Annotated in this window: 13 protein-coding genes; 8 read left to right on the top strand and 5 right to left on the bottom strand. The window is 71.9% G+C overall.

Going from position 1 to position 14620, the window contains the following annotated elements:
* Nucleotides 1-282: 282 nt before the first annotated feature.
* Nucleotides 283-2244: a streptophobe family protein gene (locus tag ACFVHO_RS40060; protein ID WP_385725470.1), complete on the bottom strand. Its 1962-nt coding sequence runs from the start codon at nucleotides 2242-2244 to the stop codon at nucleotides 283-285.
* A 379-nt stretch (nucleotides 2245-2623) separates the two neighbouring features.
* Between ACFVHO_RS40060 and ACFVHO_RS40055 the strand changes: the two genes are divergently transcribed.
* Nucleotides 2624-5257, top strand: coding sequence for an FHA domain-containing protein (locus ACFVHO_RS40055; protein ID WP_385725469.1), 2634 nt, complete (start codon nucleotides 2624-2626; stop codon nucleotides 5255-5257).
* A 102-nt stretch (nucleotides 5258-5359) separates the two neighbouring features.
* Here the strand turns inward: ACFVHO_RS40055 and ACFVHO_RS40050 are convergent, their stop codons facing one another.
* The 3 genes from ACFVHO_RS40050 to ACFVHO_RS40040 all read right to left on the bottom strand — a co-directional run bounded on the left by ACFVHO_RS40050 (nucleotide 5360) and on the right by ACFVHO_RS40040 (nucleotide 8170).
* Entirely contained in the window at nucleotides 5360-6043 is a 684-nt protein-coding gene (locus ACFVHO_RS40050) for a transglycosylase SLT domain-containing protein (RefSeq protein ID WP_385725468.1), read from the bottom strand.
* Between the two features lie 322 nt (nucleotides 6044-6365).
* A complete protein-coding gene (locus tag ACFVHO_RS40045) occupies nucleotides 6366-7475 on the bottom strand; it encodes an S-adenosylmethionine:tRNA ribosyltransferase-isomerase (protein ID WP_385725467.1) in 1110 nt (369 codons plus the stop codon).
* Nucleotides 7472-8170, bottom strand: coding sequence for an SDR family NAD(P)-dependent oxidoreductase (locus ACFVHO_RS40040; protein ID WP_385725466.1), 699 nt, complete (start codon nucleotides 8168-8170; stop codon nucleotides 7472-7474). Before ACFVHO_RS40040 ends, ACFVHO_RS40045 begins: the two co-directional genes overlap by 4 nt.
* Nucleotides 8171-8377: 207 nt before the next feature.
* On the opposite strand from ACFVHO_RS40040, the gene ACFVHO_RS40035 reads away from it, so the two are divergent.
* The 4 genes from ACFVHO_RS40035 to ACFVHO_RS40020 all read left to right on the top strand — a co-directional run bounded on the left by ACFVHO_RS40035 (nucleotide 8378) and on the right by ACFVHO_RS40020 (nucleotide 11060).
* A complete protein-coding gene (locus ACFVHO_RS40035; RefSeq protein ID WP_385725465.1) occupies nucleotides 8378-9523 on the top strand; it encodes a GAF domain-containing sensor histidine kinase in 1146 nt (381 codons plus the stop codon).
* A complete protein-coding gene (locus ACFVHO_RS40030; protein WP_385725464.1) occupies nucleotides 9516-10178 on the top strand; it encodes a response regulator in 663 nt (220 codons plus the stop codon). The genes ACFVHO_RS40035 and ACFVHO_RS40030 overlap by 8 nt, the downstream gene beginning before the upstream one ends.
* Before the next feature lie 196 nt (nucleotides 10179-10374).
* The gene (locus tag ACFVHO_RS40025) at nucleotides 10375-10620 is read left to right on the top strand and encodes a chaplin (protein ID WP_385725471.1); all 246 of its coding nucleotides are present in this window, start codon (nucleotides 10375-10377) and stop codon (nucleotides 10618-10620) included.
* Between the two features lie 197 nt (nucleotides 10621-10817).
* Nucleotides 10818-11060 carry a chaplin gene (locus ACFVHO_RS40020; RefSeq protein ID WP_385725463.1) on the top strand — a complete coding sequence of 81 codons (243 nt, stop codon included), beginning with the start codon at nucleotides 10818-10820 and terminating at the stop codon, nucleotides 11058-11060.
* Between the two features lie 131 nt (nucleotides 11061-11191).
* Here ACFVHO_RS40020 and ACFVHO_RS40015 read toward each other — a convergent pair whose 3' ends face one another.
* Entirely contained in the window at nucleotides 11192-11995 is an 804-nt protein-coding gene (locus tag ACFVHO_RS40015) for a hypothetical protein (protein WP_385725462.1), read from the bottom strand.
* A gap of 130 nt (nucleotides 11996-12125) precedes the next feature.
* Here ACFVHO_RS40015 and ACFVHO_RS40010 point away from each other — a divergent pair, with 130 nt between their 5' ends.
* From ACFVHO_RS40010 to ACFVHO_RS40000, 3 genes are all read left to right on the top strand, one after another.
* Complete coding sequence (locus tag ACFVHO_RS40010) at nucleotides 12126-12917, top strand: ABC transporter ATP-binding protein (protein ID WP_385725461.1); 792 nt, start codon at nucleotides 12126-12128, stop codon at nucleotides 12915-12917.
* 48 nt (nucleotides 12918-12965) lie between these two features.
* Nucleotides 12966-13394, top strand: coding sequence for an NfeD family protein (locus tag ACFVHO_RS40005; protein WP_193560790.1), 429 nt, complete (start codon nucleotides 12966-12968; stop codon nucleotides 13392-13394).
* Between the two features lie 204 nt (nucleotides 13395-13598).
* Entirely contained in the window at nucleotides 13599-14555 is a 957-nt protein-coding gene (locus ACFVHO_RS40000) for an SPFH domain-containing protein (RefSeq protein ID WP_385725460.1), read from the top strand.
* Nucleotides 14556-14620: the final 65 nt, after the last annotated feature.

Genomic DNA, 14620 nt, shown 5'->3' with positions numbered 1-14620 from the left:
GGGCGGCAGGGCGGCAGGGCGGCAGGGCGGCAGGGCGGCAGGGCGGCAGGGCGGCAGGGCGGCAGGGCGGCAGGGCGGCAGGGCGGCAGGGCGGCGGGGCGGGACGGCGGGGCGCGGGCGGAACGGGGGCAGAGCGGGACGGCGGCAACGCGGCAAGGCGGGTGGCAGGGCCCACTGCTTCGCAGCGGAGTGCGCCCACCCGCCCGCCCGTTCACCGCGGAGACGGCTCCGGGGCCCGCACCGGATTCCGGCCGGCCTCACTCGCCCGGCAGCCCCCGGCCCCTACCGCTTCCTCGGCCTCCCACCCGGAGGCGGCGGAGGAGGCGGTGGAGGGGGAGGCGGCGGCGGAGGCCACTCCTCGTCACCCCGGCGGCCACGCCCGGACGCCTCGTCACCCCGGCGACCCCGACCCGACCCCTCGCCCCGCGGGGGCATCGCAGGCCCCGCCACCGTAGGCGCCCCGCTCACTGGCGGAGGCACCCCACCGGGCCGGGGCGGCGGCCCGCCGGCCCGCGGCGGACGTCCACCCGCCGACGGCGCGCCCCGGCCCCCCGAGGGAGGCACCCCGCCCCCGGCGGGAGCACCGCCACCGCCACTACCGGCGTCCGGCCCCGACCTCTGGCTCGGCCCAGGCCCAGGCCCACGGTCCCGCAACTCCTCCGGTACCCGCAGATACGGGTTGGTCTCCGCCCGAGGCGGCCGATAGGGCCTGCTCTCCCGGTACGGCCCCGCCCCGTGAGCCCCGGGCACCAGCTGCTGCTCGCGCCCCGTCCCCGGCGCGGCCTCCTCCGCCTCGCCGTCCGTGAGCGCCAGCGGCGCCGCACGGCCCCCGGCCGCCCCGGTGGCCCGGGCGAGGAGTGCCCCGGCGGCCCCGGCGGCCGCGCCCCACACGGCCCCGAGGAGGAGCGCCATGCCCAACTGGCCGTGCAGTTCGAGCCCGGCGCCGAAGCCGTCGAAGCCGAGCACCGACACCGAGGCGTCGGCGGACACGCCCGACAGCCAGGCCATCAGCGGCAGCGCGACCGCCGTGACGAGCCCGAGCCACAGCGCGCAGCGGGCGGCGAAGCCGACGGCGCCGACGTCCCGTGCCGCTGTGACGCCCGGGCCCAGCGGGGTGCGCACGGCGGTGAGGACCCCGGCGAACAGCATCATGACGATCGCCGCGACCGCGAGCAGCCAGACCCGGTTGTCCAGCTCGGCGAGCCGCCCCACGGTCAGGGACTTGTTCGTGTCGCCGCGCAGCAGGTCGTCCACCGGGTCCGGCAGGAAGCGCGCCAGCGGGCCCTTCACCTCACCGTCGTAGGGGACGAAGAGCCCCACGGGCAGGCCGAGGAACACACCGTTCGGCGTGCCGAGCAGCGCGCCGCCCGCGACCCGCTTCGGGTTGTCGTCGCCGATCATCGCGTACGCCGCCGCCGTGAGCCCGGCGACCACTGCCATCAGGACCACGGTGACCAGCGAGGACGCGGCCGGCCGCAGCAGCCGGTGGACGGCGCCGAGGCCGGGCGGCAGGGGAGTGCGGCGGGAGGCGAGGAGGGCGATGAGCAGTACGGCGGCGACCCAGAGCGCGCCGCCGAGCAGGGTGGCCCCGGTGTCGACGGTGAAGCCCACCGCGGCCTTCGCCTCGACGAGGTCGCCGAGCCGGTCCGGGAGCAGTCCGCCGATGTCCCCGATGCCGCCGATGTCCTTGAGGCCGTCGGGAATCCGGTCGGCGATACCGTCCGGAAGATTGTCCAGACCTTTGTCGAGCCCTTTGTCGATTCCCTTGTCGATACCGAGCTGTTTGCCGTCGATCGTGATGACATCGTGTCCCGCCCAGGCGAGACCGCCGAGCATGCCGAGAAAAAGTACGATCACCGCGCCCGCGCGGGCCACGAGTTCGGCGGGCGAGATCACAACTCCCGCACCGCGCAGGGAACGCAAGAAGAAGTAGGAGAGCAGCACGGCGCCCACAAGGCTCACTCCCAGCGGGGTGACCTCGATGGCCGTCGTCGCCTCCGCGCCCTTGAGGCCGAAGGCCGACACGTCACCGGACGGGGTGACGGAACCGCCGACTCCCAGGGCGATCGCCGCGGCCGTCATCGGCCCGAGCGACCCCGCGGAGTCCGCGCCGAGCAGATGCAGGCCGAGCGCCGCCGTGCCCGCCATGCCGATCAACGCCCAACTGACCGCGGCGAGCGCGGAGAGCAGGACGTCTGTCCAGGGCACACCCCGCCGTACGTCCTTGTGTCCGCCGGTCTCCATGGGACCCCCCGAGCTCGCAGCGCGTCGCCCTCCTCGTACGGAAGCGCGCCGGGGAACCCGTGAGGCGCATGACGGGCATGGCACGGACGGCAGTGGGAGTCGGGAGGACAGGCGTCGAGCGCATACCCGTCATTCCAGGCATCACTGACATGAGTGGCATGCGCGATATGCACGCGATCCGCACTCGCTGAGAGCCCTTACTACTTTCCGGGGCGGTATCTGCCCCGTCAACGGGGCAGTCATAGTGGCTCGTACGCAGTCTTCACAAGGCCCGACTTTCGGTCAGAGGCCTCCGCCTGAAATAGTTCCTCCCGATGTTCGACATCCCTAGACTCCCCATGATGGGGGCAACTCGGGGGACAACTCAGTGGGGCATGGAGTGCCGGAACTCGTACTGGAATTGAATGGCAGGACCTGGACGCTCGATTCGTCCAGGCCATACACCCTTGGACGCGATCCACAGGGTGACATCGCGCTGGATGACGCCAGGGTCTCCTGGCGGCACGCGACGATCAGCTGGGGCGGCCGCAGTTGGGTCATTGAGGACCACGGCTCCACCAACGGCACCTTCGTGCAGGGGCAGCGGATCCATCAGATGGAGATCGGCCCCGGTTCGGCCGTCCATCTGGGCAACGCGACCGACGGTCCGCAGCTGATCCTCTCCGGTGGCGCCGCGGGCGCCGCCGCGGCCGTGTCCGCGCCGGGAGCGCAGCAGCAGGCGCAGTACGCGCCGCCGCAGCACGGCGCCGGTCAGCCGGGGCAGCAGGAGGCGCCGGGCTGGGCTTCGCAGCAGCAGCCGCAGCACCAGGCGCCGCAGCAGTATCAGGCGCCGCACCAGCAGCCGCAGCAGCAGATGCCGCAGCAGCAGGCCTGGCAGCAGCAGGGCCAGGCACCGGCGCAGCAGCAGGCGCCGCACCAGGTGCCGCAGCAGCAGGGCCCGGGCGCGGGCATGGGATCCGGCGGTGCGGCGGGGGCCCCACCGGTCTACGGCGACCGCAGCCCGACGACGTACCACCAGTTCTCGCTTGGCCGAAAGATGACCATCGGTCGTGCCCTGGAGAACGAGCTGGTGGTCTCCGACCTCCAGGTGTCACGGCACCACGCGGAGTTCACGTCGACGCCCGACGGCCGCTTCGAGCTGCGCGACCTCGGCTCGCACAACGGCACGTACGTCAACGGTATGCCGATCGCGAAGGCCTCCACGGTCCTCATCGGCCCGAACGACATCGTCGGTGTCGGCCACTCGACGTTCCGCGTCGTGGGCGACCGCCTCGAGGAGTTCGTCGACACCGGTGACGTCTCCTTCTCCGCGCGCCACCTGACCGTCACGGTCGACGGCGGCAAGCAGATCCTCAAGGACGTCTCGTTCGGCGTCCCGGAGAAGTCGCTCATCGCGGTCATCGGCCCCTCGGGCTCCGGCAAGTCGACCCTCCTCAAGGCGCTCACCGGCTACCGGCCCGCCAACGAGGGCGACGTCCTCTACGACAACCGGAACCTGTACAAGCAGTTCGCCGAGCTGCGTCAGCGCATCGGTCTGGTCCCGCAGGACGACATCCTGCACAAGGAGCTGACCGTCAAGAAGGCGCTGAAGTACGCGGCCAAGCTCCGCTTCCCCGCCGACACCAGCGAGCAGGAGCGCGCGCAGCGCATAGACGAGGTGCTGCGCGAGCTGAAGCTGGACATCCACAAGGAGAAGAAGGTCACTTCTCTCTCCGGTGGCCAGCGCAAGCGCGTGTCGGTGGCCCTGGAGCTGCTCACCAAGCCGTCGCTGATCTTCCTGGACGAGCCGACCTCCGGCCTCGACCCGGGCATGGACCGCGACGTCATGCAGCTCCTGCGCGGCCTCGCCGACGACGGCCGCACGGTCCTCGTCGTCACGCACTCGGTGGCCGAGCTGGCCATCTGCGACAAGCTCCTGGTGATGGCGCCGGGCGGCTCGGTGGCGTACTTCGGCCCGCCCGAGGAGGCCCTGAACTTCTTCGGCTACAGCACCTGGGCCGACGTCTTCTCCGCGTTCGAGAACTACCGCGACTACGACTGGGCGGGCCGCTGGAAGGGCTCGCAGCACTACCAGATGTACGCCGCGGACATCGACGCCGTCGCCGCGCAGTCCGTACACATGCCGCCGCCGCAGGCGATCGCGCCGCCCAAGCCGCAGGGCTGGGGCTCGCAGCTGCTCACCCTGATCCGGCGCTATGTGTCCGTGATCGCCTCCGACCGGGGCTTCCTGGCGCTGATGGTGATCCTGCCCGCGGTGCTCGGCGCGGTGAGCCTGCTCATCGACCCGGACAAGGGTCTGCTGCCGGTCGTGAACCCGAGAACCGGCAAGATCATCCCGAACGGCACGGCCACCACGGTGCTGCTGATCCTCGCGGTCGGCGCCTGTTTCGCGGGCGCCGCCAACTCGGTCCGTGAGCTGATCAAGGAACGGGTGATCTACGAACGGGAGCGGGCGACCGGCCTGTCCCGGTCCGCGTACCTGATGTCCAAGGTCATCGTCCTCGGCGCGATCACCGTGCTCCAGGGCGGGCTCGTCGGTGTGATCGGCTTCTCCACCCGTGAGATCCCCAAGGAGGGCCTGGTCCTCGGCAGTCAGGTGCTCCTTGAGCTCTCCCTGCCGATCATGGCCCTCGGCTTCACCTCGATGATGTTCGGCCTGATCATCTCCGCCCTGGTGAAGACCGCGGAGAAGACCATGCCGCTGCTGGTCATGTTCGCGATCATCCAGGTCGTGTTCACCGGCTGTCTGTTCATCCTGCACGGCACGGTCGGCGTCAACCAGTTCTCGTTCCTGATGCCGTCGCGCTGGGCGGTCGCGGCCGCCGGTGCCACGCTGGACTTCAACAGGATCAGCCCCAACCCGGACGACCCGGGGGCCACCGACCCGCTGTGGGACCACGAGGCGGGCGCCTACATGATGGACATGGCCGCCCTGCTCGCCCTCGGCGCGTTCTGCGGCTTCCTCGTGGCCCGCTTCCTGCGCCGCCACGAGCCGGAGGTCATGCGCAAGTAAGCGCCCCGGCGCGAGCCGGACGCGAAGAAGGGCGGCACCCCGTGCGGGGTGCCGCCCTTCGGCGTCTATGAGCCTCGGCTGAAGAGGTCCGGGGGATACGACTCAGTAGGCGCCGTTCACGTTGTCGATCGAGCCGTAGCGGTCGGCGGCGTAGTTGGCCGCGGCCGTGATGTTGGCGACCGGGTCGTAGATGTTCGTCGAGGTGCCGTCCACGTGGTACGCGTTGAACGTCGGCTGGATGACCTGGAGCAGGCCGATCGACGGGGTGCCGTTCTGGGCGTTGATGTCCCAGCCGTTCTTGGCGTTCGGGTTGCCCGTGGACTCACGCATGATGTTGCGGTGCAGACCCTCGTACGAGCCGGGGATGCCCTTGGACTTCATGATGTCCAGGGACTGGCGGATCCAGCCGTCGAGGTTGTTGGCGTAGACGGGCTTGCGGGCGGCGGAGCGGCTCGCGGCCTGCTTGACCTTGCGCTCGTCCTCGGCCTTCTTCTTCGCCGCGGCCTCGTCGGCCGCCTTCTTGTCGGCCGCGGCCTTCGCGACGGCGTCCTTGGCCCGCTTGCTGGCGTTGGCCTGCTGCTTGCTGACGCTCGCGTGGGCGTCGGCCGGCGCGGCCCAGGCGGCCGAGCGGGCGCCGAGGGCCTCGGCCTGGGCGTCGTCGGAGCTGCCCGGCACCATCGAGAAGGCGAGGGCGGCGGCACCGAGGGTGGCGACACCGGCGATCGAGAACTTCTGGTTCTTGGTCAGAGTGGAGCGACTATGACCAGAGGGGGCGAGCTTGGACATGGCAGGTGGACCTCTTCGTGAATCGGGAGGCCGCTCTGAACCGGTGGGGACAGATTGCTTCCGGCAAAACGCCGCGGTGCGAGGACCGCGGCGCCGAGCGACGGGAGCAATTCTTAGCGGGCGCAAAATTCTGTGGCAAAGGAGTGACGTACGAAGCCGGATAGTGGATCAGGGGGTGCGCCGACGGCCCCAATGTCCGCACTTAGCCCTTCTTTACGGGGCCATCGCGTCCACTAGGGGGCTTCGTACGTGATGTGCGTCCTATGCGCGGGCTCACATCGGACGCGTAACAGTCTCACCATCAGTTGCGGGAGCAATGCTCTCAGTGAGCAAACTCGTCCGGAAGGAGGAGGTGCACGTCGCCGAACTCGTGCCACAGGTAGAGATGGCGTACCGCCTCGGCATAACCCCGCTCCACCGCGGCCCGTCCCGCCACCGCCTCCAGCATCAGCAGATGCGAGGCCTCCGGCTCGTGCAGCCCCGTCAGCAGCCCCTCCACCACCCGCACGCCCCGCTCCGGCGTCACCACCAGATCGGTCCGCCCCGCCGCCGCCCGGACCACCCCGTCCGACCCGGCCGCCGACTCCACGGCCCGCACCGCAGTCGTCCCCACCGCGAGCACCCGGCCCCCTCCCGCCCGTGCCGCGTTGATCAGCCGCGCCGACGCCTCGGGCACCTCGAAGCGCTCCGGGTACGGCGGCTCGTGCGCCTCGGGCGACGCCACCCCCGTGTGCAGCCGGACCGGCGCGAACTGCACACCCCGGCTCACCAGGCGCGCCACCAGACGCGCGGTGAAGGGCCGCGCCGCACTCGGCATCTCCGCGCTGCCCGTGCCGTCGGCGGACGGCAGCGCGAAGACCGTCTGGTAGACGGACAGCGGCTGGTCCCGCTCCGTATAGGAGTAACGAATGGGCCGCCCGTGCCGCCGCAGCAGCCGCGGCACGTCCATCGGCACCCGCGCCCACCACAGCCGCGCGCTGCCCGCGCTCACCGGTTCCTCACACACCAGACGCACGCCCCCGGGGAGCTCCACTATTGCTCCCGCGGGCCCGCCCGCCCGCGCGCGTGTAGTACCGCCTCCATCGGGATCCCGCATCTCGACGGCCCACCGGCCGTCCGCACCGACCGTCGAGAAATGCACCACTACGCGCGCGTGCCCGTCCTCACCCTCCACGCGCGCGTGGCGTGCGTCCTCGTCCACGCGCGCGTGGAGCAGCCGCCCGTCCACCGCGGCGGCCAGCGTCGGAGAGGTGTTCACCACGAGCAGGTCCCCGGCGCGCAGCAGCTCCGGCAGCTCCCCGAAGCCGTGGTGCGACACCTGCGCGCCACGCGACACCAGCAGCCGCACCGAGTCCCTGCGCAGCCCCCGGCCGCGCTGCTCGACCGGCAGCGCCGCGTGCAGCCCCTCGGGCACCCGCACCGCGACCGTCATGACGCCACCAGCAGGGAGGGAGCGTCATAGCGCCCGCTCGTCGGACGCTCGTCCAGAAGCCGCAGGAACGCGGGCACCACCGCCCGCGGCTCCGGCCGTGGGTCCGCGTCGCCGGGCACCGCGGCCCGGTACAGGTCGGTGCTCATGTCACCCGGATCGACGGCCCACACCCGCAGCCCCCTCTCCTCCGCGCCGAGCACCGCCGACAACTGGTCGAGCGCCGCCTTGGACGCCCCGTACCCGCCCCACGTCTCGTACGCCTCGGTGCCCGCGTCGGAACTGACGTTGATCACCGCACCGCCCGCGCGCGAGGCCCGCAGCAACGGCAGCGACTCCTGTACGAGACCGAGCGCGGCCACCACATTCGTCTCCAGGGCCCGCCGCAGCCCCTCCAGGGCGAGCTCGTCCAGGCGGACCAGCGGTTCCGCGCCGAGCGCGCTCGCGTTGTTCACGAGCAGGTCCAGGCCGCCCAGGGCCCGGGCCCGCGCCACCAGCTCCGCGCGGTGTCCCGCGTCCGTGACGTCCCCGGCCACCGCGTGCACCCGCCCGCCGTGCCCGGCCAGGTCCCGCACGGCGTCGTCGAGCGCCGCCCGCGTTCTCGCGTCGACGACGAGGTCCCAGCCCCGCCCCGCGAGCGCCGCGGCCAGCGCCCTCCCAAGACCCTTCGAAGCCCCCGTGATGATCGCTACCGGCATGACAACCGTCCCCTCATGACGCGAGTGCCCTCGTGGCGGTACCGGCTTCCACGCTAGGAACCGACCCCCGCCGGGCGCCTCGTACGGCGGAAGCAGCACACCGGGTCCCTTTGCCCTAGGCCGCCGATGGGCCTAGGGCCCAGGTCCTAGAGCCCGGCCGCCACAGGTCGGATACGCACTGTCACACCCCGCCGGTACGGTTGTCCCATGAGTCAAGGACCCCGATCCGGGCTGTACGCGGTCAGCTCGGCGTTGCTCGCGATGAGCAGCCAGCTGGAGGTGCGCGACGTCCTCAAGACGATCGTGGCCTCCGCCCGCGAACTGCTCGACGCGGAGTACGCGGCGCTCGGGGTCCCCGACGACCACGGCGGCTTCGCCCAGTTCGTCGTCGACGGCGTCAGCGACGAGCAGTGGAAGGCCATCGGCCCGCTGCCCCGCCAGCACGGCATCCTCGCCGCGATGCTCTGCGAGACCGAGCCGGAACGCCTCGCGGACGTGCGCGAGGACCCCCGCTTCGAGGGCTGGCCGCCCGCCCACCCGGACATGTCCGACTTCCTCGGCCTGCCGATCCGGTACGGCGACGAGACCCTCGGCGCCCTGTTCCTCGCGAACAAGAAGTGCCCCAAGCCCACGGGCGGCTGCGGCTTCGACGAGGACGACGAGGAACTCCTGTCGATCCTCGCCCAGCACGCCGCCATCGCCCTGACGAACGCCCGGCTCTACGAGCGCAGCCGCGAGCTGACCATCGCCGAGGAGCGCTCCCGCCTCGCCCACGAGCTGCACGACGCCGTCAGCCAGAAGCTGTTCTCCCTGCGCCTGACCGCCCAGGCCGCGGCCGCCCTGGTGGACCGCGACCCGACGCGCGCCAAGGACGAGCTCCAGCAGGTCGCGGTGCTCGCCGCGGAGGCCGCCGACGAGCTGCGCGCCGCCGTCGTGGAGCTGCGCCCCGCGGCCCTCGACGAGGACGGCCTGGTGGCGACCCTGCGGACACACACCCAGGTCCTGGACCGCGCCCACTCCGCCACCGTCACCTTCGAGAGCGGCGGCGTGCGCGCCCTGCCCGCCTCGCAGGAGGAGGCCATGCTCAGGGTCGCCCAGGAGGCCCTGCACAACGCCCTGCGGCACGCGGAGGCGGAGCACGTCGCCGTCGCCCTGGAGAAGCGCGGCCCCGGCGCGGTGCTGCGCGTCACGGACGACGGCAAGGGATTCGACCCGCGAGCCATCCGGCGCGCCGGGCGGCACTTGGGCCTGGTCTCCATGCGGGACCGGGCGGGCGGGGTCGGCGGACGGCTGACCGTGGAGTCGGAGCCCGGCAAGGGCACGACGATCGAGATGGAGGTCCCCGGTGGCTGACGCCGCGCTCAATTCGAAGGCAGGGATCCGGGTGCTGCTGGTCGACGACCACCAGGTGGTCCGCCGCGGTCTGCGCACGTTCCTGGAGATCCAGGAGGACATCGAGGTCGTCGGCGAGGCCTCCGACGGCGCCGAGGGCGTCGCGGCCGCACAGGAGCTGAAACCGGACGTCGTCCTGATGGACGTCAAGATGCCCGGCATGGACGGCGTCGAGGCGCTCCGCAAGCTGCGCGAGCTCGACAACCCCGCGCGCGTGCTGATCGTCACGAGCTTCACCGAGCAGCGCACGGTCGTCCCGGCCCTGCGCGCGGGCGCGGCGGGCTATGTGTACAAGGACGTGGACCCCGACGCCCTCGCCGGAGCCATCCGCTCCGTGCACGCCGGGCACGTGCTGCTGCAGCCGGAGGTGGCGGGGGCGCTGCTGTCCCAGGAGGAGGCGAACAACTCGCAGGGGAGGGGCGGCTCCCTCACCGAGCGCGAGCGGGAGGTGCTCGGCCTGATCGCGGACGGCCGTTCGAACCGCGAGATCGCCCGCGCGCTCGTCCTGTCCGAGAAGACCGTCAAGACACATGTCTCGAACATCCTCATGAAGCTGGACCTCGCCGACCGCACCCAGGCCGCCCTGTGGGCCGTGCGCCACGGCGTCGCGGGCTGATCCCGCAGGTCCTCGGGGCTGTTCCCCGCGGATCCTCGGGGCGGGCGCCGAGTCAGCACGGATCGTCGCGTTCCGGGCTGAGATTCATACCGTCGTGTGGATGTCCCCCGTTCGGCGCATCCCGATCGGCACCCCGGCGTTCTCCAGTGCGTGCTGCGGCGGCTGGCCGCAGCTTCCGCTCAGGAGGATCCAAGAAGTGAAGAACCTGAAGAAGGCCGCCGCTGTCACGATGGTGGCCGGTGGCCTGGTCGCCGCCGGTGCCGGCATCGCCTCCGCCCACGGCGGCGCCGACGCCGACGGCATCGCCAAGAACTCCCCCGGCGTCGTCTCCGGCAACCTCGTCCAGGCCCCGGTCCACGTCCCGGTGAACGCCTGCGGCAACAGCGTCTCCGTCGTCGGCATCCTGAACCCGACGTTCGGCAACGTCTGCGAGAACGTCTGATCGCACCCCGCGCGATCCGCCGGTCAGGGTCATCCGATCGGCGTCGCAGCGACCGGCCCCGCAGCGCGTGCGCGGGCAGGGCCGGTCGCGTTCTCCGCACCCCCGCACCACCCGGCCTTCCCGGCGTCACCGCCGCCGCGCCGCGCATCCCCCTCGACCCCGCCCGGGGTCACCCCGTCTCAGGAGGAACACCTCTCATGAACATCGCCAAGAAGGCCGCCCTGGCCGTCGCCGTCGCCGGTCTCGCCGCGGGCGCCTCCGCCGGTGCCGCGTCCGCCACCGACGCGCACGCGGACGGCAAGGCCACCAGCTCCCCGGGCATCGGCTCCGGCAACCTGGTCCAGGCTCCCGTCCACGTCCCGGTCAACGCCACCGGCAACAGCGTGAACGTGGTCGGCATCCTGAACCCGGCGTTCGCCAACGAGACGGTCAACCACTGACACGACCGCGCTCAGCCGCAGGCCCCGCAGACCACACCGGTCCGCGGGGCCTGCGGCCTTCAGCGGCGACGAGCCGGTCAACAAGGGCCAGCAGCGGCCACCAGGGGCCACCAGGGACACAAGCCGAAGCCTCAGCCCCCGCCCCGCTCCCGCTCCTCGACGTAAGCGTTGTACGCCGCCACCTGCGCCCGCCGTGCCACTCGCTCCACCGGCCGCAGCGCCTCCGCCCGCGCCCCTATCTGCGACGCGCTCACCGCACCGCCGTGCCCGTTCTCGTACGCCACCGAAATCAGCAGCCCGACCCGCTGCGCCAGCTCCAACACCCGCACCGCACGCGGCGGATACCCCGGCGCGAGCGCCTCGCGCCCCCGCTCCGCCCGCGCCCGGTACGCGTCGATCGCGGCCTCCGCGACCGGCCCCGAAGCCGCCACGTCAAGGCGCGCGAGCACCTCCGTGGCCTCCCGCAGCGCGTCCGCGAGCTCCCGCTCCGCCTCACCCAGCGAAGGCACGTCCGCGGGCGGCGCCTCGCGCACCGGCAGACAGTGCCACACGACCTCCACATGGACGTCCGCGGCCTCGACAGCGCCCCCGGGCCCCGCCTCGGACACCTCCGGCACCAAGCCGTACGGAGCGCCCGTCGCGACCACCGCCTCCTCGGCCTCCAGGGCGCGCTCGTTGAAGGCGGGCGGCCCGCTCAGGCCGAGCGGATGGCCCGGCGCGGGCAGCGCCACCCGAAGCCCCGTCACACCGAGGGCGCGCAACCGGCCGAGCGCGAGCGTCAGGCCGACCGGAGCCGACTCGCCGGGCAGGCCGTCGACCCGGTGCACCGCGTCGTCGCCCACGATCGCGTGCACCGCGTCATCGGGTGAAACAAGTCCGGCCAAAAGGGCGTTCCCCCATGCGGCCAAGCGTCCTGAACGTGGTTCCGAGAGCATGCACACAGCCTAAGGACCGGGCTCGGCACGGGAACGGTCGGCCGGTGGCGTAGGTTTTATCCGGGGGCCGCGTCCACAGACGCGGGCACACGCGAGCGACACCGAGACTGCAATGGGAGACAACGCGCTCATGAGCGATGTACTGGAGCTTAAGGACGCATCCGTGGTCCGAGAGGGCCGGGCTCTGGTGGACCAGGTCTCCTGGTCGGTCAAGGAGGGGGAGCGCTGGGTCATCCTCGGCCCGAACGGCGCCGGCAAGACCACCCTCCTCAATGTCGCGTCCAGCTACCTCTTCCCGAGCAAGGGCACCGCCGCCATCCTCGGCGAGCAGCTCGGCAAGGTCGACGTCTTCGAGCTGCGCCCGCGCATCGGCATGGCCGGCATCGCCATGGCCGACAAGCTCCCCAAGAGCCAGACCGTCCTGCAGACGGTCCTCACGGCGGCGTACGGCATGACGGCCGGCTGGCACGAGGACTACGAGGACATCGACGAGCAGCGCGCCCGCGCCTTCCTCGACCGCCTCGGCATGAGCGAGTACCTGGACCGCCGCTTCGGCACCCTCTCCGAGGGCGAGCGCAAGCGCACCCTGATCGCCCGCGCCCTGATGACCGACCCCGAGCTGCTGCTCCTCGACGAGCCCGCCGCGGGCCTCGACCTCGGCGGCCGCGAAGACCTCGTGCGCCGCCTCGGCCGCCTCGCCCGCGACCCCATCGCCCCCTCGATGATCATGGTCACGCACCACGTCGAGGAGATCGCCCCGGGCTTCACGCACGTCCTGATGATCCGCCAGGGCAAGGTCATGGCCGCGGGCCCGCTGGAGCTGGAGCTCACCTCGCGCAACCTCTCCCTCTGCTTCGGCCTGCCGCTCGTCGTCGAGCAGCGGGGGGACCGCTGGTCGGCCCAGGGCCTGCCGCTCAGCTGATCGCGCACGCCCTGTCGGTAACGGGACCCGCGGACCTACCATGAACATGTGGACATGGACGCATGGGTGTGGTGGCTGATCGGCGCGGTCGCCCTCGGAATCCCGCTGGTAATGACCGCGATGCCGGAGTTCGGCATGCTCGCCGTCGGCGCGGTCGCCGCCGCCGTGACCGCGGGCCTCGGCGGCGGCGTGGCCCTTCAGGCCGTCGTCTTCGCCGTCGTGTCGGTCGCGCTCATCGCGGTGGTACGCCCGATCGCCGCCCGGCACCGCTCCCAGCGGCCCGAACTCGTCAGCGGGGTCGAGGCGTTGAAGGGCAGGTCGGCCGTCGTCATGGAGCGCGTCGACGCCTCCGGCGGACGCATCAAGCTGGCGGGGGAGATCTGGTCGGCGCGGCCGCTCGACACCGAGCAGAGCTTCGAGGCGGGCCAGGAGGTGGACGTGGTCGAGATCGACGGAGCGACGGCCGTGGTCATCTGACTGTCGGTCAGCTTGCGCGCGCGGTCGGACCGCCGGGCTCCGGAGCCCAACTGCCGTGTGAGCGAAGGCCCCTGACGGCAGGTGATCCGAACGGCCCACGGGCCGCGCGCCGTTCTGACAGACTCGACCGGCGAGATCCCAAGATCTTCCGGGACACCGCAGCAATCCGCGAACACCGAAGCAAGAAGGGTACGGGGAACCACGATGGAACCAATCATCATCGTCCTGATCATTCTGGTGGTGCTGGTCTTCATCGCCCTGATCAAGACGATCCAGGTCATCCCGCAGGCCAGCGCCGCCATCGTGGAGCGCTTCGGCCGCTACACACGCACCCTGAACGCGGGCCTGAACATCGTCGTCCCGTTCATCGACTCCATCCGCAACCGCATCGACCTGCGTGAACAGGTCGTCCCCTTTCCGCCCCAGCCGGTGATCACCCAGGACAACCTGGTCGTGAACATCGACACGGTCATCTACTACCAGGTCACCGACGCCCGCGCCGCGACGTACGAGGTCGCCAGCTACATCCAGGCGATCGAGCAGCTCACCGTCACCACCCTGCGCAACATCATCGGTGGCATGGACCTGGAGCGGACCCTGACCTCCCGCGAGGAGATCAACGCGGCCCTGCGCGGCGTCCTCGACGAGGCCACGGGCAAGTGGGGCATCCGCGTCAACCGAGTCGAGCTGAAGGCGATCGAGCCGCCCACCTCCATCCAGGACTCGATGGAGAAGCAGATGCGCGCCGACCGCGACAAGCGCGCCGCGATCCTCCAGGCCGAGGGTGTCCGCCAGTCCGAGATCCTGCGCGCCGAGGGCGAGAAGCAGTCCGCGATCCTGCGCGCCGAAGGTGAGGCACGGGCCGCCGCGCTGCGCGCCGAGGGTGAGGCCCAGGCGATCCGCACGGTCTTCGAGTCCATCCACGCGGGCGACCCGGACCAGAAGCTCCTCTCGTACCAGTACCTCCAGATGCTCCCGAAGATCGCCGAGGGCGACGCGAACAAGCTCTGGATCGTGCCCAGCGAGATCGGCGACGCCCTCAAGGGCCTCGGCGGCGCGCTCGGCAACTTCGGCCCGCTCTCGGGCGGCGGCTCCGGCGGCGGAGGAGCCGCGAAGAGCCCGGGCGGCGTGGAGCGCCGCGAACAGCCGCCGATCGACTGACAGCGACTGCGCGTTGGTACGACTGTGGGGCCACCCTCCCGGGAGGGTGGCCCCACAGTCGTACC

Source organism: Streptomyces sp. NPDC127108 (assembly GCF_042677545.1).
In the GTDB taxonomy this organism is placed as follows: Bacteria; Actinomycetota; Actinomycetes; order Streptomycetales; family Streptomycetaceae; genus Streptomyces.
This window is presented reverse-complemented; position numbering and strand designations above follow the sequence as displayed.

Excerpts from the sequence above, each read along its gene's own strand:
- ACFVHO_RS40010 (WP_385725461.1), top strand. The coding sequence starts at position 12,126 with ATGAGCGATGTACTGGAGCTTAAGGACGCATCCGTGGTCCGAGAGGGC.
- ACFVHO_RS40035 (WP_385725465.1), top strand. The coding sequence starts at position 8,378 with ATGAGTCAAGGACCCCGATCCGGGCTGTACGCGGTCAGCTCGGCGTTG.
- ACFVHO_RS40040 (WP_385725466.1), bottom strand. The coding sequence starts at position 8,170 with ATGCCGGTAGCGATCATCACGGGGGCTTCGAAGGGTCTTGGGAGGGCG.
- ACFVHO_RS40060 (WP_385725470.1), bottom strand. The coding sequence starts at position 2,244 with ATGGAGACCGGCGGACACAAGGACGTACGGCGGGGTGTGCCCTGGACA.
- ACFVHO_RS40020 (WP_385725463.1), top strand. The coding sequence starts at position 10,818 with ATGAACATCGCCAAGAAGGCCGCCCTGGCCGTCGCCGTCGCCGGTCTC.
- ACFVHO_RS40045 (WP_385725467.1), bottom strand. The coding sequence starts at position 7,475 with ATGACGGTCGCGGTGCGGGTGCCCGAGGGGCTGCACGCGGCGCTGCCG.
- ACFVHO_RS40000 (WP_385725460.1), top strand. The coding sequence starts at position 13,599 with ATGGAACCAATCATCATCGTCCTGATCATTCTGGTGGTGCTGGTCTTC.
- ACFVHO_RS40050 (WP_385725468.1), bottom strand. The coding sequence starts at position 6,043 with ATGTCCAAGCTCGCCCCCTCTGGTCATAGTCGCTCCACTCTGACCAAG.
- ACFVHO_RS40015 (WP_385725462.1), bottom strand. The coding sequence starts at position 11,995 with ATGCTCTCGGAACCACGTTCAGGACGCTTGGCCGCATGGGGGAACGCC.